The 18,620-nt window shown below is 73.4% G+C and carries 14 protein-coding genes; 9 read left to right on the forward strand and 5 right to left on the reverse strand.

Going from position 1 to position 18,620, the window contains the following annotated elements; translation table 11 throughout:
• The first annotated feature begins 97 nt into the window (after positions 1-97).
• From miaA to OUQ99_RS23810, 3 genes are all read left to right on the forward strand, one after another.
• Positions 98-1,099 carry a tRNA (adenosine(37)-N6)-dimethylallyltransferase MiaA gene (gene miaA / locus OUQ99_RS23800; RefSeq protein ID WP_267946010.1) on the forward strand — a complete coding sequence of 334 codons (1,002 nt, stop codon included), beginning with the start codon at positions 98-100 and terminating at the stop codon, positions 1,097-1,099.
• A 223-nt stretch (positions 1,100-1,322) separates the two neighbouring features.
• Complete coding sequence (locus OUQ99_RS23805) at positions 1,323-2,105, forward strand: TetR/AcrR family transcriptional regulator (protein ID WP_267946011.1); 783 nt, start codon at positions 1,323-1,325, stop codon at positions 2,103-2,105.
• A 19-nt stretch (positions 2,106-2,124) separates the two neighbouring features.
• Entirely contained in the window at positions 2,125-3,393 is a 1,269-nt protein-coding gene (locus OUQ99_RS23810; RefSeq protein WP_267946012.1) for a cytochrome P450 family protein, read from the forward strand.
• Between the two features lie 144 nt (positions 3,394-3,537).
• Here OUQ99_RS23810 and miaB read toward each other — a convergent pair whose 3' ends face one another.
• Positions 3,538-5,004, reverse strand: a complete 1,467-nt coding sequence (miaB, locus tag OUQ99_RS23815) for a tRNA (N6-isopentenyl adenosine(37)-C2)-methylthiotransferase MiaB (protein WP_267950477.1) — start codon at positions 5,002-5,004, stop codon at positions 3,538-3,540.
• A 347-nt stretch (positions 5,005-5,351) separates the two neighbouring features.
• Between miaB and OUQ99_RS23820 the strand changes: the two genes are divergently transcribed.
• The 5 genes from OUQ99_RS23820 to OUQ99_RS23840 all read left to right on the forward strand — a co-directional run bounded on the left by OUQ99_RS23820 (position 5,352) and on the right by OUQ99_RS23840 (position 11,141).
• Complete coding sequence (locus tag OUQ99_RS23820; RefSeq protein WP_267946013.1) at positions 5,352-6,095, forward strand: amino acid ABC transporter ATP-binding protein; 744 nt, start codon at positions 5,352-5,354, stop codon at positions 6,093-6,095.
• Positions 6,096-6,145: 50 nt separating this feature from the next.
• Positions 6,146-6,997, forward strand: a complete 852-nt coding sequence (locus OUQ99_RS23825; protein ID WP_267946014.1) for a glutamate ABC transporter substrate-binding protein — start codon at positions 6,146-6,148, stop codon at positions 6,995-6,997.
• 79 nt (positions 6,998-7,076) lie between these two features.
• Positions 7,077-7,751, forward strand: coding sequence for an amino acid ABC transporter permease (locus OUQ99_RS23830; protein ID WP_267946015.1), 675 nt, complete (start codon positions 7,077-7,079; stop codon positions 7,749-7,751).
• On the forward strand, positions 7,748-8,830 hold the full coding sequence (locus OUQ99_RS23835; RefSeq protein WP_267946016.1) for an amino acid ABC transporter permease: 1,083 nt from the start codon (positions 7,748-7,750) through the stop codon (positions 8,828-8,830). Before OUQ99_RS23830 ends, OUQ99_RS23835 begins: the two co-directional genes overlap by 4 nt.
• A gap of 166 nt (positions 8,831-8,996) precedes the next feature.
• Complete coding sequence (locus tag OUQ99_RS23840; protein WP_267946017.1) at positions 8,997-11,141, forward strand: S9 family peptidase; 2,145 nt, start codon at positions 8,997-8,999, stop codon at positions 11,139-11,141.
• 54 nt (positions 11,142-11,195) lie between these two features.
• On the opposite strand, the gene OUQ99_RS23845 is transcribed toward OUQ99_RS23840, so the two are convergent.
• The 4 genes from OUQ99_RS23845 to OUQ99_RS23860 all read right to left on the reverse strand — a co-directional run bounded on the left by OUQ99_RS23845 (position 11,196) and on the right by OUQ99_RS23860 (position 13,701).
• A complete protein-coding gene (locus tag OUQ99_RS23845) occupies positions 11,196-11,534 on the reverse strand; it encodes a glyoxalase superfamily protein (RefSeq protein WP_267946018.1) in 339 nt (112 codons plus the stop codon).
• Between the two features lie 65 nt (positions 11,535-11,599).
• Positions 11,600-12,199 carry a recombination regulator RecX gene (recX, locus tag OUQ99_RS23850; protein WP_267946019.1) on the reverse strand — a complete coding sequence of 200 codons (600 nt, stop codon included), beginning with the start codon at positions 12,197-12,199 and terminating at the stop codon, positions 11,600-11,602.
• The gene (gene recA / locus OUQ99_RS23855) at positions 12,192-13,322 is read right to left on the reverse strand and encodes a recombinase RecA (protein ID WP_267946020.1); all 1,131 of its coding nucleotides are present in this window, start codon (positions 13,320-13,322) and stop codon (positions 12,192-12,194) included. Before recA ends, recX begins: the two co-directional genes overlap by 8 nt.
• 184 nt (positions 13,323-13,506) lie before the next feature.
• Positions 13,507-13,701 carry a DUF3046 domain-containing protein gene (locus OUQ99_RS23860; RefSeq protein WP_267946021.1) on the reverse strand — a complete coding sequence of 65 codons (195 nt, stop codon included), beginning with the start codon at positions 13,699-13,701 and terminating at the stop codon, positions 13,507-13,509.
• A gap of 78 nt (positions 13,702-13,779) precedes the next feature.
• Here OUQ99_RS23860 and OUQ99_RS23865 point away from each other — a divergent pair, with 78 nt between their 5' ends.
• Positions 13,780-18,573 carry a DEAD/DEAH box helicase gene (locus OUQ99_RS23865; protein ID WP_267946022.1) on the forward strand — a complete coding sequence of 1,598 codons (4,794 nt, stop codon included), beginning with the start codon at positions 13,780-13,782 and terminating at the stop codon, positions 18,571-18,573.
• Positions 18,574-18,620 lie beyond the last annotated feature (47 nt).

Here is an 18,620-nt window from a genome sequence, read left to right on the forward strand (position 1 = left end):
CCCGACCGCCCGCCCGGGCCCCGGCGCCCGGGCGGCGGCGGGAGCCCCGGCGCCCGGGACCGGCCGGGGCAGGCCGCGAACTGACTACGCTGGAAGGATGATCAAGGTGATCGCGGTTGTCGGCCCGACCGCTGTGGGCAAGTCCGATCTCGCCGTCGAGGTGGCCCTGCGACTCGAAGAGCGCACGGGACGCCGGGGCGAGGTCATCAACGCCGACTCCATGCAGCTCTACCGCGGCATGGACATCGGTACCGCCAAGCTCGGCGAGGCCGACAGACGCGAGGTGCCCCACCACCTGCTGGACGTGTGGGAGGTCAGCGAGCCCGCGGACGTGGCCAGTTACCAGGACATGGCCCGTGAGCGCGTGGAGGACTGCGCCGACAGGGACGTCATCCCCGTCCTCGTGGGCGGGTCCGGGCTCTACGTCCGCGCCGTCCTGGACCACCTGGAGTTCCCCGGCACGGACCCCGGCGTGCGGGCCCGCCTGGAGGCGGAGCTCGGCGACGTGGGCCCGGGGGTGCTCCACGCCCGGCTGGCGGAGGCCGATCCGGCGGCGGCGCGCACCATCCTGCCCGGGAACGGGCGGCGGATCGTGCGGGCCCTGGAGGTCATCGAGCTGACCGGGCGGCCGTTCACCGCGAACCTGCCGGACCACACGTCCTTCTACCCGTGCACGCAGATCGGCCTGTCCTCCCCCCGCCCCTCGCTGGACGAGCGCATCGACGCCCGTGTGGAGCGCATGTGGGACCAGGGCCTGCTGGACGAGGTCCGTGTCCTGGACGGGCTGGGACTGCGCGAGGGACGTACGGCGTCCCGCGCCCTCGGGTACGCCCAGGCCCTGGCCCAGCTCGACGGCGAGATGTCCGAGGAGGAGGCGAAGGCGGCCACCGCCCAGGCGACCCGGCGCTTCGCCCGCCGCCAGGAGTCGTGGTTCCGCCGCGACCCCCGGGTCCGCTGGCTGCCCCACGACGCCCCCGACCTGGTCGAGCGTGCGCTGTCCCAGGTGGAGACGGCCCTGTCCGGTTCTCCGGAGGAGCCCGGTGAGGCCCTGGTGGACGTGGCGACGCTGGTCCCGCACGGGCAGCGCTCCCCCGGGTAGCGCCTCCCGCTCCCTTCGGCCGTTCCGGGGGCCGGGCCCGACCGGGCCCGGCCCCCGGTGTCGTGCACCCCTTGTCCCCGGGGGCTCCTTCGCCTATCTTGACTATGTGACCAGTTTTCAAATCTGGTCACGGAGTCAGAGAGGAGGGGTGGGGATATGGTCGTCGCGTCAACACGCGTGGTCAAACCGCATCCCGTCCGTCCCCGACTCGCAGGAGCACATCGTGAGCCCGTCGACCGACACGCCCCCGGGCGCCTCCACCCTCCCCTCCCCGGCCGCAGACGCGGCCGCGGCCGAACGGGAACTGAGGGCCGACCGCATCCTGGACGCCGCGGAGGAGCTGCTGGTGGCCTGGGGGCGCCGCAAGATCACCGTCGAGGACGTCGCCAGGAGGGCGAAGGTCGGCAAGGGCACCGTCTACCTCCACTTCGCCACCAAGGAGACGCTGCTGCTCGCGGTGGTCATGCGGGCCCAGCTCGGCCTGATGCGGCAGGTCCTGGAGGTCGTGGGCAGGTCGCCGGACAACGCGCGGCCCAGCGAGGTCGCCCGCTCCCTGTACCTGAACCACCTCGACTCACCGCTGATGCGGGCCGTCCTCACCGGGGGCACCGAGTCCCTGGGGGCCCTCTCACGGGACGCGGCCGCCCTCGTCGGGGGGACGGTCCGCGAGCGCCACAGGGCCATGAGGGCCTACTGGGACGCGCTGCGCGACCTCGGGCTCCTGCGCCCGGACCCGCCCGTGGACGACCAGCTGTACGCCTACAACGCGCTCGTCCTCGGCCACCTGGTCACCCCGCCCGTCCTGGAGGAGCAGGGGATGCACGTGCCCGACCACGGCACGCGCGCCGACCTCATGGCACAGAGCGTCCGACTGCTCCTGGAGCAGGACGCACCACCGGAGAACACGCGCAAGGCCCAGGTCAGGGCCCTGGAGATCTTCTCCGCCCTGGACAGGAGCATGCACGCGGAGATCGCACGGCTGAAGCAGACACCAGGCACCACCTGACACCTCCCGAGGAGGGCCCATGACAGCCAACCCCCCGTCCGCCCGAGACGACCTCATCGACCTGCGCGCACCCGGGTTCGCCACCGACCCCTTCCCGGTGATCGAGCGGGTCCGATCGGCGGGCGGGTCGGCGCCGGCCCTGTTCGTCGACACGATGGAGGCCACGCTCTTCGTGGACGACGAGGACGTGCGCACCATCCTGGGCGACCGGCGGTTCGTCCTCGACCCCGCCAACGTCGCCGGAGAGGTCACCGCCAGGCGCTCCGACGCCCTCACCGGGCTGGGCATCAACCCCGACCTGGTCACCTATCTGACCGAGTCCCTCCTCGACAAGGACGCCGAGGACCACACCCGGCTGCGCAAGCTCGTCTCGCGCACGTTCACCGTGCGGCGCGTCAACGCGATGCGCCCCGCCGTCCAGGAGATCGCCGACGAGCTGATCGCGCGGCTCCCGGAGCTCGCCGACGGCGACGGGGTCGTGGACCTCATGCCGCACTTCGCCTACCCGCTGCCCATCGCGGTCATCTGCGACCTGGTCGGGGTCCCCGTGGAGGAGCGCCCCGCCTGGCGGTCCTGGAGCGAGCGGCTGTCCGCCTTCGACCCGAGCCGGCCCGAACTCATGAACAGCGCCCTCGGGGAGATGGTCGAGCACATCAGGGGGATGCTGGCCGCCCGGCGCGCCGAGCCGACCGACGACCTGCTCGGCGCCCTGGTCCGGGCACGCGACGAGGACGGCGGACGCCTCAGTGAGAGCGAGCTGATCACACTGGTGTTCACGCTGGTCATCGCCGGCCACGAGACGACCGCGCACCTGCTCGGCAACGGCGTCCGCGCCCTGCTCGGGCATCCGGACCAGTGGGGGATGCTCCGCGAGGACCCGGGGCTGCTGCCCTCGGCCGTGCACGAGATGCTCCGCTACGGCGGCACCGCGGTGATCGCCAAGGCGAGGTACGCCGTCGAGGACGTCGAACTGCGCTCCGGCCGCGTGGCCGCCGGGGCGCGGGCGATCGCGGTCATCGGCGGCGCCAACCGCGACCCGCGGGTCCACCCGGAGCCCCAGAGGTTCGACATCACACGCCACCACGGCAGGCCGGGGGAGGCGCACGTCGGGTTCGGGCACGGCGTCCACTACTGCCTGGGCGCCGCCCTGGCCCGCCAGGAGGGGGAGATCGGCGTCGGTGCGCTGGTCTCCGCCCATCCGGACCTGTCCCTGGTTCCCGGGCGCGGCCCCCGGCCGGGGGCCGTCCCCGGCGCCCTGCGCCTGGACAGCCTCCCGGTCCGGCTCTGAGGCCGGTCCCGTCCTCCCGTGCCGCGGGCACGGGAGGACGGGTCCGGGATCCCGGGAACGGCGCCGCCCCCCTGCGCCACGGCGCAGGGGGGCGTGCGTGTTCGTCCCGGGCTCGCACCTCCGGGGCCCTCCCGGTCGGACGCCTCAGGCGTCGCAGCACCCGCCGACGGCGGCGGGCTGCTGGGCCGGGGCCCCGATCCCGGGCATGCCCAGCAGGACGTCCGGTTTGGCGTCCGCGACCGGGCGGCCGTTGCGGGCCGCCCAGGCGTCGCCCGAACGGGTGCGGCGCAGTCCGCGGATCCCCGAGTCGGACACCAGGTGGTGCGGTGCGGCGTAGGTGACCTCGACGGTCACCACGTCGCCGGGGCGCGGCTCCTCGCCGTCGCCCACCGCGAAGTGGACCAGGCGGTTGTCCGGGGCGCGACCGGACAGGCGGCGGTGCTCGCCGTCCTTCTTGCCCTCGCCCTCGGAGACCAGCAGGTCGACCTCCCGGCCGACGAGCTTCTTGTTCTCCTCCCAGGAGATCCCGTCCTGGAGCTCCACCAGCCGCTGGTAGCGGTCCTTGACCACGTCCGGCGGCACCTGGCCGTCCATGGTGGCCGCCGGGGTTCCCGGGCGCTTGGAGTACTGGAAGGTGTACGCCATGGAGAAGCGGGCCTCGCGGACCACGTGGAGGGTCTCCTGGAAGTCCTCCTCCGTCTCCCCGGGGAAGCCCACGATGATGTCCGTGGTGATCGCGGCGTGCGGCATGGCGGCGCGCACCTTCTCCACGATGCCGAGGAAGCGCTCCTGGCGGTAGGAGCGGCGCATGTCCTTGAGGACCTTGCTGGACCCGGACTGCAGCGGCATGTGGAGCTGCGGCATGACGTTGGGCGTCTCGGCCATGGCCTCGATGACGTCGTCGGTGAAGTCCTTCGGGTGCGGGGAGGTGAAGCGCACGCGCTCCAGCCCCTCGATCCCGCCGCAGGCGCGCAGCAGCTTGGAGAAGGCCTGCCGGTCGCCGAAGCCGCTGCCGTAGGCGTTGACGTTCTGGCCGAGCAGGGTGATCTCGCTGACGCCCTCGGCGACCAGGGCGCGCACCTCGGCGAGCACGTCGCCGGGGCGGCGGTCCTGCTCCTTGCCCCGCAGCGCGGGCACGATGCAGAAGGTGCAGGTGTTGTTGCAGCCGACGGAGATCGACACCCACGCCGCGTACGCGGACTCACGGCGGCTGGGAAGCGTGGACGGGAAGTGCTCCAGGGACTCGGCGATCTCCACCTGCGCCTCGCGCTGGACGCGGGCGCGCTCCAGCAGCGTGGGCAGGGAGCCGATGTTGTGGGTGCCGAAGACGACGTCGACCCAGGGCGCGCGGCGCACGATCTCGCCGCGGTCCTTCTGGGCGAGGCAGCCGCCGACGGCGATCTGCATCCCCGGGTTGGCATCCTTGACCGGGCGCAGGTGCCCGAGGTTGCCGTAGAGGCGGTTGTCGGCGTTCTCCCTGACCGCACAGGTGTTGAACACGACGATGTCTGCGGTGGTGTCCTCGGCTGCGCGCGCGTACCCAGCGTCCTCCAGCAGACCGGAGAGGCGCTCGGAGTCGTGGACGTTCATCTGGCAGCCGTAGGTCCGCACTTGGTAGGTACGACTCTGGCTCACGGGACCAGGCTATCCGGTGCGGCGCACCGCCCGGGGACGGCCGCGGTCCCCGGCCGCCCCGTCCGGGCGCGCAACGCGGCCCGTCCTCCGGGGCGCGTCGGCGCGTCGCGTTATCGACCCGGTTCCGCGACGTTTTCCGGACGGCCGATAGTCGAGACGCCGAATCTGAAACGCCACCGGACAAACACCCAGCGTGGCGATATCAAACCGAACAACGTTCACTGGTAACGTTTCCAGTCGTGAGTCTGTAACAAGTGCGCCACCGCGAATTCGGGTGGCGTTTTCAGGGTGACAGTGCTCGTCGAACCCACTAAGTTCCCCACATGACATCAACTCCTCTCGTCGTGCTGGAGAACGTCAACAAGCACTTCGGCGACCTGCACGTGCTCCAAGACATCAATCTGACGGTTAACTCCGGCGAGGTGGTAGTCGTCATCGGACCGTCCGGGTCCGGAAAGTCGACTCTGTGCCGAGCGATCAACCGCTTGGAGACCATCGACTCCGGGGTCATCACCCTGGACGGCCAGCCCCTGCCGGCGGAGGGACGCGGTCTCGCCAAGCTCCGCAGCGATGTCGGCATGGTGTTCCAGTCCTTCAACCTGTTCGCGCACAAGACCGTGTTGCAGAACGTGACCCTGGGGCCCGTCAAGGTCCTTCGCCAGTCCAAGGCCGATGCCGAGAAGCGCGGCATGGAGCTCCTGGACCGGGTCCGGATCGGCAACCAGGCGAACAAGTACCCGGCCCAGCTCTCCGGCGGGCAGCAGCAGCGTGTGGCCATCGCCCGGGCCCTGGCGATGAACCCCAAGGTGCTCCTCTTCGACGAGCCCACCTCTGCGCTCGACCCGGAGATGGTCCAGGAGGTCCTGGACGTCATGACCGACCTGGCGACCGAAGGCATGACCATGGTCGTCGTCACCCATGAGATGGGCTTCGCCCGTCGCGCCGCCAACCGCGTCGTCTTCATGGCCGACGGCCAGATCGTCGAGGAGAACACTCCGGACGAGTTCTTCACGAACCCCCGGTCCGAGCGGGCCCAGGACTTCCTCTCCAAGATCCTGACCCACTAGGTCTCCCCTTTCCTTCCCCTTCTCCCGAACTCAAGGAAGAGGTATCCGACATGCGAGTCGGACGCATCAGCAGCATCCTGGGCGGCACCGCGGCTCTGGCCTTCGCTCTCACCGCCTGTGGCACCGCCGACGTCGGCGGTGGCGGCGAGGGCGGTGGCGACGGCGGCGAGGGCGGTGGCGACACCATCACCATCGGCGTCAAGTACGACCAGCCGGGTCTGGGCCTCCTGGAGGGGGACACCCCCGTGGGCTTCGACGTCGACGTGGCCACCTACATCGCCGGCGAGCTCGGCTACTCCCCGGAGCAGATCAACTGGGAGGAGGCGGCCTCCGCGAACCGCGAGTCCTTCCTCCAGCAGGGCACCGTCGACATGGTGATCGCCACCTACTCGATCACCGACGAGCGCCGCCAGGTCGTCGACTTCGCGGGCCCGTACTACGTCGCCCAGCAGGACATCCTGGTGGCCGCCGACAACACCGACATCGAGGGGCCGGAGGACCTGTCCGGCCAGGTGCTGTGCTCCGCCTCCGGTTCGCGGTCGGCCAACAACATCGTCGACGACATGGGCATCGACGCCGAGCTGCGCGAGGCCGGCAACTACTCCGAGTGCCTGGAGCTCCTCGGCAACGGCACCGTCGACGCGGTGACCACGGACAACACCATCCTCGCGGGCTTCGCCGCGCAGAACCCGGACACCTACCGGATGGTCAACAACCCGTTCGGCGAGGAGAAGTACGGCGTGGGCCTGCCCGCCGGCTCCACCGAGCGCTGCGAGGAGGTCAACGCCGCCATCACCCAGATGTGGGAGGAGGGCGCCGCGACCGAGGCCCTCGAGAACGCCTTCGGCGCCACCGACTTCGCCTTCGAGGAGGAGGTCCCCGCGCTCGAGGACTGCGCCTGAGTCCACCCCGTACTGACCGCGCGCCCGCGGCGGAACCGGACTCCCGTTCCGCCGCGCGGCCCTTGACCAGCTGGGACCCATGGAAGCCTTTCTCAGCAATATCGACAGGGTTGTCGACGGTTTCTCATGGACCGTCCGGCTCACCCTCCTCAGCGCTCTCTTCTCCTTCGTTCTGGGCATCCTGCTCACCGCGATGCGGGTCTCCCCCGTCCCGCTGCTGCGCGCCATCTCCACGGCCTACGTGGAGGGCGTCAGGAACACCCCCCTGACCCTGGTCCTGCTGTTCTGCGGGCTGGGCCTCAACAGCGCCCTCGGGCTGAGCCTGTCCGGCACCGTCGCGTGGGACGTGTTCTGGTGGGCGGTCATCGGCCTCTCCGCCTACACCGCCTGCTTCGTCTCCGAGTCGCTGCGCTCGGGCATCAACACCATCCCCCTCGGCCAGGTGGAGGCGGCCCGTTCCCTGGGTCTGACCTTCACCCAGAACCTGCGGCTGATCGTCATCCCGCAGGCTCTGCGAACCGTCGTCGGCCCGCTGGGCAGCGTGCTCATCGCGCTGACCAAGAACACGACCGTCGCCTCCGTCGCGGGGCTGGGCGTTCAGGAGGCGTCCAGGGAGATGAAGCTCATGTTCGACCAGGGCATCGCGCCGGTCCTGCCGACCTTCGTCGGCTTCGCGATCGGCTTCCTGATCCTGACCCTGCCGACGGGCTACTTCTTCGGCTGGCTCTCCAAGCGCATGGCGGTGGTCCGATGAGTGCGCAGAGCGTCCTCTTCGACGCGCCGGGCCCCAAGGCCCGTGCCCGCAACGCGGTCTACACCGTCGGCACGCTGATCCTCTTCGCGATCGGCCTGGCGATCCTGTACCTGGGCTTCAACCGCACCCTGACCGAGCGGGAGACGGGGTTGTTCGACCCCGCCACCTGGGCGGTCAACCCGACCGGGCAGTGGACGGCCGAGAAGTGGGAGCCGTTCCTGCGGCCCGACACCTGGACCGACTACGTCATCCCGGGCCTCCAGAACACCCTGACGGCCGCCCTGACCGCCGCGGTGCTCGCCATCGCGTTCGGCCTCGTGTTCGGTATCGGCCGCATGTCGGACCACTGGTGGATCCGCGTCCCGGCCGGGGCCGTCGTGGAGTTCTTCCGCGGCATCCCGCTGCTGATGCTGATCTTCTTCACGATGGCGCTGCCCATCGTGGCGTACCAGGTGTTCGACATCCCCACCGGCACGTTCCAGGTGACGGCGCTGGTCGCCGTCGTCACGGGTCTGACCCTGTACAACGGGTCGGTGCTGGCGGAGGTGTTCCGCGCCGGTGTGCTCGCCGTGCCCAAGGGGCAGTCCGAGGCGGCGCAGGCCATCGGTATGACGAAGACCCAGAACATGTGGCTGATCCTCATCCCGCAGGCGATCACCTCGATGATGCCCGCGATCGTCGCCCAGCTGGTGGTCCTGCTCAAGGACTCCGCGCTGGGCTACATCGTCGCCTTCCCGGAGCTGCTGCGCAGCTTCACCCTGGTGGCGACCCGCGAGAGCAACGTCATCCCCGCGGCGATCATCTGCGCGATCATCTACATCGTCATCAACCTGTCCCTGAGCCGGTTCGCGATCTGGCTGGAGCGCCGCAACTCCCGCCGCGGCAGGCCCTCCACCAAGCCGACGGCCGCCGGCGGCGCCCCCGTGGCGGTGCAGGCCCAGCCCGGCCCGGCGGCCCCGGACGCCACCGCCCAGGAGCCCGCCGAGGGCGGCGCGACCGCCGCCGGACCGTCCGGCGCGACCGCGCCGGACGAGGGCTCCGACAAGGACGACGAAGGCCCGGAGAACCGGCGGGACTGACCCCCCGCCCCGGCCGGAACGGCCCCGCGCACGCCACGACGGCGTGCGCGGGGCCGTCGCCGTTCGCACCCGGACACAGGGTCCCTGCGGGACTGCACAGGGACGCGTGTGAGGACTAAGGTCGACATGTCATCTGATCGAACCCACGACCCATCCTGAGCGGGACATGTCTGAACTGTCGAGCCCCTACGGCTCCTGGCCATCGCCCATCAGCGCCGGCGACGTCGCCCGAGGAGTGCGCCGGATGGCGTTCCCCTCCGTCGTGGGCGACGAGGTCTGGTGGGAGGAGAGCCGACCGGAGGAGGGACGGACCACCCTCATGCGGCGGGACGCCGACGGGACGGTGACCGACCTGCTGTCCGCGCCCTGGAGCGCGGGCACGCGGGTGCACGAGTACGGGGGACGGGCCTTCCTGCCCGTCCCCCGCCGTGACGACAAGGCCATCGCCCGTGTCGGCGTCGTGTTCTGCCGATCCTCCGACCAGCGCCTCTACCTGCTGGAACGCGGGACGAGAGAGCCGGTCCCCCTCACACCCGAACCCGAGGAGCCCGCGGCGCTGCGCTACGCCGACCCCGCGCTGAGCCCGGACGGGCGCAGTGTGCTGTGCGTGCGCGAGCAGCACGCGCGGGGCGCGGTGCGCCGGTCGATCGTGGCGGTGCCGCTCTCCGGGCGGGGGGCCGAGGACCCGTCGGCGGTGCGCGAGCTGGTGTCGGGGGCGGACTTCTACGCCTCGCCCACCCCCTCGCCCGGTGGCGGCCACCTGGCCTACGTGCGCTGGAACCACCCGCGCATGCCCTGGGACGGCAGTGAGCTGCGCGTGGGCGCGCTGGGCGAGACGGGCCTGTCCGCCGAGTACACGATCAAGGGGGGCGTGGACGAGTCGGTGGTGTCCCCCGCCTGGGTGGACGACGCGACCCTGTACGTGGCCTCGGACTGGCCCGGCTGGTGGAACCTGTACCAGGCGGGGACGACCGGGCAGCCGATCGCCCTGTACCCCGCGGAGGAGGAGTTCCACGCCTCGCCGGGCCGGCTGGGCAACCGGTCCTTCTGCGTGCTGGAGTCGGGGAAGGTCGTGGCGCTGCACGGGCACGCCGACCTGACGCCGGGCGTGTACGACCCCGACACCCTCGACCTGACACCCGTGGCGACCGACCTGACCACGTGGGGGATGCTGGACACGGACGGCCGCTCCGTGGTGGCGGTGGCCTCGGCCCCGACCGAGCCCCCGTGCCTGGTGCGGCTGGACCCGGTCTCGGGACGGGTGGAGGTGCTGCGCCGGGCCGCCGAGGAGCTGCCCGACCCCGCCTACCTCCCCGTCCCCCGGCAGGAACGGCTCCCCGGGCGCTACGGGGCGCCCGTGTACGCCAACGTGTACCCGCCGACCAACCCCGGCGCCGGGGCCCGGGGGCCCGCGCCGTACGTGGTGTGGGCGCACGGGGGCCCGGTGTCGGTCAGCACGCTGGAGTTCGACCTGGCCAAGGCGTACTTCACGAGCCGCGGGATCGGCGTGGTGGATGTCAACTACGGGGGTTCCACCGGGTACGGCCGCTCGTACCGCAAGCGCCTGCACAAGGAGTGGGGCGTGGTGGACGTGGAGGACTGCTCCGCCGCCGCGCGGGCCCTCGTGGAGCAGGGGGTGGCAGACCCCGAGCGGCTGGCGATCCGCGGCCCGAGCGCCGGCGGGTACACGGCGCTGATGGCGCTGACCGGTGACACCTTCGCCTGCGGGGTGTCGCTGTTCGGCGTGACCGACCTGCTGGGGTTCGCGGAGAGCACGCACGACTTCGAGTCGCGGTTCCTGGACTCCCTCGTGGGCACGCTGCCTGGGTTCGTGGAGCGGTACCGCGAGCGCTCGCCGGTCAACCGGGCCGGGGACATCGATGCACCGGTGCTGCTGCTGCAGGGGCTGGACGATCCCGTCGTCACCCCGGACCAGGCCTTCTCGATGGCGACCGCGCTGGGGCGCGGCGGGACCCCGTACGCCCTGCTGGAGTTCGAGGGCGAGGCGCACGGGTTCACCGCGGAGGACGTCCGCGTCCGGGCGCTGGAGGCCGAGCTGGCCTTCTACGCGAGGGTGTTCGGGTTCACGGCGGACGTCGCCCCCCTCGAGCTGGTGACCGACCCGCCGGAGCCGCGCCTCGCGCCGGAGCCCGCCGGACCGCCCGGGGAGGACGCGGCGGCGGATCCGGGGACCGCCGCGACCGGCGACGAGGGCGCCGATCCCCCCGCGGAGGCCTCCCCCGGTGACCGGGGGTCCGGCGAACAGGCGCCGCACCCCGCCGGAACGGCCGGGGCGTCCGCCTCCGAGTGAGGCGGTCGGCGTGAGCGGGGCGGCGCCGGCCCCCGCTCCGGGGCGCGGGGCGGGTCAGTCCTTCGGGGTGCCCACCCGCAGGCGGTTGCCGCCGGGGGCGCGCAGCTCGGTCCCGCGAGCCCGGGGGGCGTCCTCCACCGGGACCCCGAACTCGGCGGCGACCGCGTCGACGTCGCGTACCCGCAGGTGGACCAGAGTGTCGGGGCGGGCGTCGCCCTCGTGCTCGGACAGGGACGGCCGGACCTGCCCGCGGGCGACCCCGACGAAGGCGGGGAGGCCCGGCTCGAACCGGTGCTCCCACTCGCGGGTGGAGCCCGGGCGCCGGTAGCGGGCCGAGGCCGCTTCGGCGTCGGCGACGGCGACGCGAAGGATCGGGACGGCTTCCCCCTGCACGGGACCTCCCGTGGTCATCGGTCTCGCGGACCGCGCGGGCGGCCGGCCCGGGAGGCGCGTCCCGGTCAGAGGTCGGGGTCGTACAGGTCGGCTTCGACGCCCTCGCGTTCGAGTTCCTCGCGGACGATCCGGTAGGACAGGCCCGAGGAGTAGCCCTTGCGGGCGAGGACGCCCAGGGCGCGCCGGATGCGGACCTCCCGGTCCTTGCCCCGGGTCGTGGCGAGGCGGCGGCGGGCCAGGTCGCGGGCGGCCTCCTCCTCGTCCTGGTCGCTCAGTTCCGCGACCGCCTCCTTGACGGTGTCCTCCTCCACGCCCCGGGTGCGCAGCTCCTGGGCGAGGGCGCGTCGGGACAGCCGCCTGCCGTGGTGGCGGGAGGAGACCCAGGCGCGGGAGAAGGCCGCGTCGTCGATCAGCCCTGCGTCGCCGAACGCCCCCAGGACGGCGTCGACGACCTCCTCAGGGAACTCCCTGCGGTGCAGCGCCCGTTCGAGCTGGGCGCGGGTGCGCGGGGAGTGGGTGAGCATCCGCAGGCACAGGGCGCGGGCCTGCGCCTCGGGATCGTCCCCGGGCGGTCCGGACCCGCCCGGGGAGGTGTGCTCGGAGGTGTCCTCGGGGCGTGCGCCGTCGGAGGGGCGCCGCCCCCCGGGCCGGCCCCGGTCACGCATCCGGCGCGGGCGCCTTGGCGGTCTTGGCCGGGGCGCGCTTGGCGGACGCCTTGGCCGCGGTGTCCGCCGAGTCCTTGGCGGGCTCCTTGCCGCTCTCGGCCGCGGAGCCGGAGGCGCTGTCGTCGCCCTTGACGGGCACGCCCAGCTTCTCCTTGATCTTCTTCTCGATCTCGTTGGCCAGGTCGACGTTCTCGCGCATGAACGTGCGCGCGTTCTCCTTGCCCTGGCCCAGCTGGGTGCCCTCGTACGTGTACCAGGCGCCGGACTTGCGCACGATGCCGTGCTCCACGCCCAGGTCGATGAGGCTGCCCTCGCGGGAGACGCCGACGCCGTAGATGATGTCGAACTCCGCCTGCTTGAACGGCGGCGCGATCTTGTTCTTGACCACCTTGACCCGGGTGCGGTTGCCGACCGCGTCCGTGCCGTCCTTGAGGGTCTCGATACGGCGGACGTCCAGGCGGACCGACGCGTAGAACTTGAGCGCCTTGCCGCCGGTGGTCGTCTCCGGGGAGCCGAACATGACGCCGATCTTCTCGCGCAGCTGGTTGATGAAGATCGCGGTGGTGCCCGTCTGGTGCAGCACACCGGCCATCTTGCGCAGCGCCTGCGACATCAGGCGGGCCTGCAGGCCGACGTGGCTGTCGCCCATCTCGCCCTCGATCTCGGCCCGGGGGACCAGTGCGGCCACCGAGTCGATCACGACGATGGAGACCGCGCCGGAGCGCACCAGCATGTCGACGATCTCCAGGGCCTGCTCACCGGTGTCCGGCTGGGAGAGCAGGAGGTTGTCGGTGTCGACGCCGATCTTCTTGGCGTACTCGGGGTCGAGCGCGTGCTCGGCGTCGACGAAGGCGGCGATGCCGCCCAGCTTCTGCGCGCTGGCCACCGCGTGCAGGGCGACGGTGGTCTTGCCGCTCGACTCGGGGCCGTAGATCTCGATGATCCGCCCCCGGGGCAGACCGCCGATGCCGAGCGCCACGTCGAGGGCGATCGCCCCGGTGGGGATCGACTCGATCGGCGGGCGATCATCGTCGCCCAGGCGCATGATGGAGCCCTTGCCGAACTGCCGCTCGATCTGCGCGAGCGCTGTGTCGAGAGCTTTGTCTCGGTCTCCAGATGCCACGGGATACCCCTGTTGTTGGGTGGGTGCCTTCTTCTTCATGATGCGCACGACGCTACGCGGTCGATACGACAATCGCGACGTCCGACGTTCGCCTGTGGACAACCCACACTACCCGAACCTCTGTTCGATTTCGTGGGCGACCCGTGGACGAACCGTCGTCGCGGCGCGTCGGCGGCCCGCTCCGTCAGCGCACGGAGAACGGGAGGTCGAACGCGTCACACACCGCCCGCCACACCTCCTTCGGGCTCGCCCCGTCGGCGAGCGCCTGCTGGACCGTCCTGGAGCCGAGACCCTCGATGACGTAGTCCTTGGCCAGGCTCTGCGCGTACGCCTCGCCGAACTGCTGGTGCATGTTGTTCCAGAAAGCAGTGAGTCTCATCGGCCCCAGTATCGGGGATCGGCGCGCCCGCCGCGGCCCTTCCGCCGTTCTGTCCCCCGCGGCGGGCACACTGGCGGGATGAGTCGTGTGTCGCATCCCCTCGAACGCTTCGGACCGGCCACGCGGACCTGGTTCGACCAGGCCTTCCCCGCCGGCCCGACCCCGGCGCAGACGGGCGCCTGGGAGTCCGTCGCCGGGGGGAGCAACACGCTCGTGGTGGCCCCGACGGGGTCGGGCAAGACCCTCTCCGCGTTCCTGTGGTCCCTGGACCGCCTGCTCGCCTCTCCCCCTCCCGAGGACCGCTCCAGGCGGTGCCGCGTGCTCTACGTCTCCCCGCTCAAGGCGCTGGCCGCGGACGTGGAGCGCAACCTGCGCGTCCCCCTCGCGGGGATCGCGGCCGCGGCCGGCGCCGCGGGCCGGGACCTGTCCCCGGTCACCGTGGGCGTGCGCACCGGGGACACCCCCGCCGACGAGCGGCGCAGGCTCGCCACCCGTCCTCCGGACGTCCTCATCACGACGCCCGAGTCGCTGTTCCTCGTGCTCACCTCGCGCGCCCGCGAGGGGCTCTCGGGGGTGGAGACGGTGATCGTGGACGAGGTGCACGCCCTGGCGGGCACCAAGCGCGGGGCCCACCTGGCGCTGAGCCTGGAACGGCTGGAGGCCCTGCTGGAGCGGCCCGCGCAGCGGATCGGCCTGTCGGCGACCGTGCGCCCGCCCGAGCTCGTCGCCGGGTTCCTCGGCGGAGCCGCGATCGTCTGCCCGCCCGACTCCCCCGGCCTGGACCTGCGCGTGGTGGTGCCCGTCCCCGACATGGAGGAGCCCGACGCCCCGGAGGCGGCGGCCCTGCCGCCCGGCGCCCCGGAGGAGACGGGCGCGGAGCCCGGCGCCCCGGAGGAGACGGGCGCGGAGCCCGGCGCCCCGGAGGAGACGGGCGCGGAGCCCGCGCCGCTCCCCGGGGACCCGGACGCGGAGGGGCTCGGCGGGGACGCTCCCCCCGGCCGCCCCGGGCCGCTCGCCCCCCGGCCCCGCGCCGACGACGCCGGGAAGCTCCCGGAGCCGGACCCGCGCGGCCTCGGAACCCGTCGGGGAGGGTCCATCTGGCCGCACGTCGAGCGCCGGGTCCTGGACCTCGTCGAGTCCCACCGGTCCACGATCGTCTTCACCAACGGCAGGCGCACGGCCGAGAAGCTGTGCGCCCGCGTCAACGACCTGTACGCGGAGCGGCACGGATCCGAGCTCCCGCCGGAGGGGCCGGCCGCGCAGGTCATGGGCCAGTCCGGCCAGAGCAGGGGCGGGGAGGCGGTGGTGGCGCGCGCCCACCACGGCTCGATGTCCAAGGCCGAGCGGGCGCTGATCGAGGACGACCTCAAGGCGGGGCGCCTGCGCTGCGTGGTGGCCACCTCCAGCCTGGAGCTGGGCGTGGACATGGGCGCGGTCGACCTCGTGGTCCAGGTGGCCGCGCCGCCGTCGGTCGCCAGCGGGCTGCAGAGGGTCGGGCGGGCCGGGCACCGGGTCGGCGAGACCTCGCAGGGCGTGTTCCTCCCCCAGTTCCGGGGGGACCTGCTGGCGACGACCGTGGTCGCCGAACGCATGCGCGCGGGCGGCATCGAACGGCTGGAGATGCCGCTCAACCCGCTGGACGTGCTGTCCCAGCACATCGTGGCGATGGTGGCCATGGACGACTGGCCGGTGGCCGAGCTGGCCGCCCTGGTGCGGCGGGCGGCCCCGTTCGCCGACCTGGCCGACTCCGTGCTGGAGTCGGTCCTGGACATGCTCTCGGGCCGCTACCCCTCGGACGAGTTCGCCGAGCTGCGCCCGCGCGTCGTGTGGGACCGGGAGGCGGACGTCCTGCGCGCGCGGCCGGGGGCGCAGCGGCTGGCCGTGATCAGCGGCGGCACCATCCCCGACCGCGGCCTGTACGGCGTGCACCTCGCGGGGCAGGACGGGGGCAGGGCGCCCACCAGGGTCGGCGAGCTGGACGAGGAGATGGTCTACGAGTCGCGCGTCGGCGACGTGTTCGTGCTGGGCTCCACGTCGTGGCGGATCGAGGCGATCACCGCCGACCGGGTCCTGGTCTCCCCGGCGCCGGGCAGACCGGGCCGGATGCCGTTCTGGAAGGCCGACGCCCAGGGCCGCCCGGTGGAGCTGGGCCGCGCGATCGGCGCCATGACCAGGCAGCTCGCCGACTCCGGCCCGGAGGAGGCGCTGGCCCTGGCCGAGGGCGCCGGACTGGACCGCTGGGCCGCCCGGAACCTGGTGGCCTACGTCGCCGACCAGCGGTGGGCCACCGGCCAGGTGCCGGACGAGCGGACGGTCGTGGTCGAGCGCTTCCGCGACCAGGTCGGCGACTGGCGCGCGGTGGTCCACTCGCCGCTCGGGGCCCGGGTCCACGCGCCGTGGGCGCTGGCGATCGCGGCCCGGGTGCGGGAGCGGTTCGGGGCGGACGCCCAGGTGGTGCACGGCGACGACGGGATCGTGCTGCGGCTGCCCGACTCCGAGGGGCTCGACCGCGCGGGCGGGCTGGCCGACCTGGTGGCGCTGGACCCCGAGACGGTGGAGGGGGTCGTCACCGACGAGCTGACCGGTTCGGCCCTGTTCGCCTCCCGGTTCCGGGAGTGCGCGGCGCGGGCCCTGCTGCTCCCCCGCCAGCGCCCGGACCGGCGGATGCCGCTGTGGCAGCAGAGGCTGCGGGCCTCGCACCTGCTGTCGGTGGCGGGGCGGTACGGGTCGTTCCCGATCGTGCTGGAGACGGTGCGCGAGTGCCTTCGCGACGTGTTCGACGTGCCCGCGCTGGTGGAGGTGCTCCGCGACCTCCGTGCGAGGCGGACACGGGTGGTGGAGGTGCGCACGGAGCGCGCGTCGCCGTTCGCGCAGTCGCTGCTGATGGAGTACACGGCGGCGTTCCTGTACGAGGGCGACGCCCCGGCCGCCGAGGTGCGCGCGCAGGCCCTCACCCTGGACCCGTCCCTGCTGGCCGACCTCCTGGGCCACGCCGACCTGCGGGACCTGCTCGACCCCGACGTGGTGGAGCACGTCGGCGCCCTGCTCCAGCGGACCGCCGCCCCGGTGCGGGACGCCGAGGGCACGGCGGACCTGCTGCGCGAGGTGGGGCCGCTGACGACGGGGGAGGCGGCCGTGCGGGGTGTGGAGGAGGCGTGGCTGGAGGGGTTGGCGGCCGAGGGCCGGATCGTGCGGATGCGTTTCCCGGGGGACCGGCCCGGCGCGGCCGGGCGCTGGTGCGCGGTGGAGGACGTGGCGCGGCTGCGCGACGCCCTGGGCGCCGAGCCCCCGCCGGGGGTGCCCGCCGCCCTGCTCGAACCGGTGGCGGACGCCCGGCGCGACCTCGTGTCCCGGTACGCCCGCACGCACGGTCCGTTCACCGCCGCCGAGGCCGCGGAGCGGCTCGGCCTGCCCGAGGACGGGGTCCTGGGGGTGCTGCGCGTCCTGGCGCGCGAGGGCAGGGTGTCCCAGGGCGGGTTCCGGCCGGAGGGAACCGCTCCCCCGCCGTCCGCCGGCGGCGGGGCCCCGCGGACGGGAGGGGCTGCCACCGAGTGGTGCGACGCCGACGTGCTCCGGAGGCTGAGGCGCGGTTCGATCGCGCGCCTGCGCCGGGAGGTGGAGCCCGTGGACCCGGCCGTCCTCGCCAGGTTCGCGCCGATGTGGCAGCGTGCGACCCCCTCGGAGCGGTGGCGCGGGCCGGACGCCGTGTTCGAGGCGGTGGAGTCGTTGCGGGGCGCTCCGGTCGCGGCCTCGTCCCTGGAGTCGCTGGTGCTGCCCGCCCGGGTCGAGGGGTACGCCCCGAACCGCCTGGACGAGCTGACCCAGGCGGGAGAGGTGGTCTGGGCCGGGGTCGGGACCCTGCCCGGCGAGGACGGGTGGCTGACGCTGGTCCCGGCGGACGAGGCGGCGGTGCTGCTGCCCGACCCCCTGCTCCCCGACGAGGGGACCCTGCCGCACACCGTGCTGGAGGCGCTGCGGGAGGGCGGGGCCCTGTTCTTCCGGGACGTGGCCGACCGGGCCGCCCGCGCCCTGGGCACCGCGGCGGTCACCGACAGGGACCTGGTGGACGCGCTGTGGGCGCTGGTGTGGGACGGGCTGGTCACCAACGACACGCTCGCCCCGCTGCGCGCCCGGCTGGGCGCGGGGCCGGCGCCGCGCAGGGCCCCCTCGCGCGCGGGGCGTGTGCGGCGGCCGGTGCTGCCGACCCGGTCGGGGCCTCCCTCGGCTGCGGGCCGCTGGTGGGTGCTGCCCGATCGGGAGCCCGACCCCACCCGGCGCGCGCTGGCCCGGGTGGAGGCCCGGCTGGAGCGCGCGGGCCTGCTGGTGAGGGGGTGGCAGGGACGCAACGTCTCCCAGGAGGAGTACCGGGTGCTGCGGTCCATGGAGGAGTCCGGGCGGGCGCGCCGCGGCTACTTCGTGGAGGGGCTGGGCGGGGCCCAGTTCGCGCTGGCGGGGGCGGTGGACCGCTTGCGCGCGCTGTCCGGGGACGCCCCCGGCGGGGCGCTCGCGCCGGTGGTGCTGGCGGCGACCGACCCGGCCAACCCGTTCGGCACGGACCTGCCGTGGCCGAGGGGCCCCGAGGACTCGGCGTCGCGTCCGGGCCGGAACCCGGGTGCGGTGGTGGTGGTCGACGGCGGCCGCCCGACCCTCTACGTGGGAAGGGGAGGGCGCTCCGTCCTCACGTTCGGCTCGCCCCCGGACCTGCTGGAACGGGCCGCACGGGCGCTGGCCGGGGTGGTGCGGGAGGGCGCCCTGGGCGCGCTGACCGTGGAGCGCTCGGACGGGACGGAGGTCTTCGGGACCCCTGTGGACGCCGCCCTGGTGTCGGCCGGGTTCCACGTCACCCCCAAGGGGCTGCGCCTGCGGCCCTGACCGCGCGCAAACCCGTTGCCGCACGGCGGGGGCGGGTCCACAATGGC

It is taken from the genome of Streptomonospora nanhaiensis (assembly GCF_026642255.1).
Lineage (GTDB): Bacteria > Actinomycetota > Actinomycetes > Streptosporangiales > Streptosporangiaceae > Nocardiopsis > Nocardiopsis tropica.

Excerpts from the sequence above, each read along its gene's own strand:
- miaA (WP_267946010.1), top strand. The coding sequence starts at position 98 with ATGATCAAGGTGATCGCGGTTGTCGGCCCGACCGCTGTGGGCAAGTCC.
- OUQ99_RS23810 (WP_267946012.1), top strand. The coding sequence starts at position 2,125 with ATGACAGCCAACCCCCCGTCCGCCCGAGACGACCTCATCGACCTGCGC.
- OUQ99_RS23820 (WP_267946013.1), top strand. The coding sequence starts at position 5,352 with ATGACATCAACTCCTCTCGTCGTGCTGGAGAACGTCAACAAGCACTTC.
- OUQ99_RS23825 (WP_267946014.1), top strand. The coding sequence starts at position 6,146 with ATGCGAGTCGGACGCATCAGCAGCATCCTGGGCGGCACCGCGGCTCTG.
- OUQ99_RS23830 (WP_267946015.1), top strand. The coding sequence starts at position 7,077 with ATGGAAGCCTTTCTCAGCAATATCGACAGGGTTGTCGACGGTTTCTCA.
- OUQ99_RS23835 (WP_267946016.1), top strand. The coding sequence starts at position 7,748 with ATGAGTGCGCAGAGCGTCCTCTTCGACGCGCCGGGCCCCAAGGCCCGT.
- OUQ99_RS23840 (WP_267946017.1), top strand. The coding sequence starts at position 8,997 with ATGTCTGAACTGTCGAGCCCCTACGGCTCCTGGCCATCGCCCATCAGC.
- recX (WP_267946019.1), bottom strand. The coding sequence starts at position 12,199 with ATGCGTGACCGGGGCCGGCCCGGGGGGCGGCGCCCCTCCGACGGCGCA.
- OUQ99_RS23860 (WP_267946021.1), bottom strand. The coding sequence starts at position 13,701 with ATGAGACTCACTGCTTTCTGGAACAACATGCACCAGCAGTTCGGCGAG.
- OUQ99_RS23865 (WP_267946022.1), top strand. The coding sequence starts at position 13,780 with ATGAGTCGTGTGTCGCATCCCCTCGAACGCTTCGGACCGGCCACGCGG.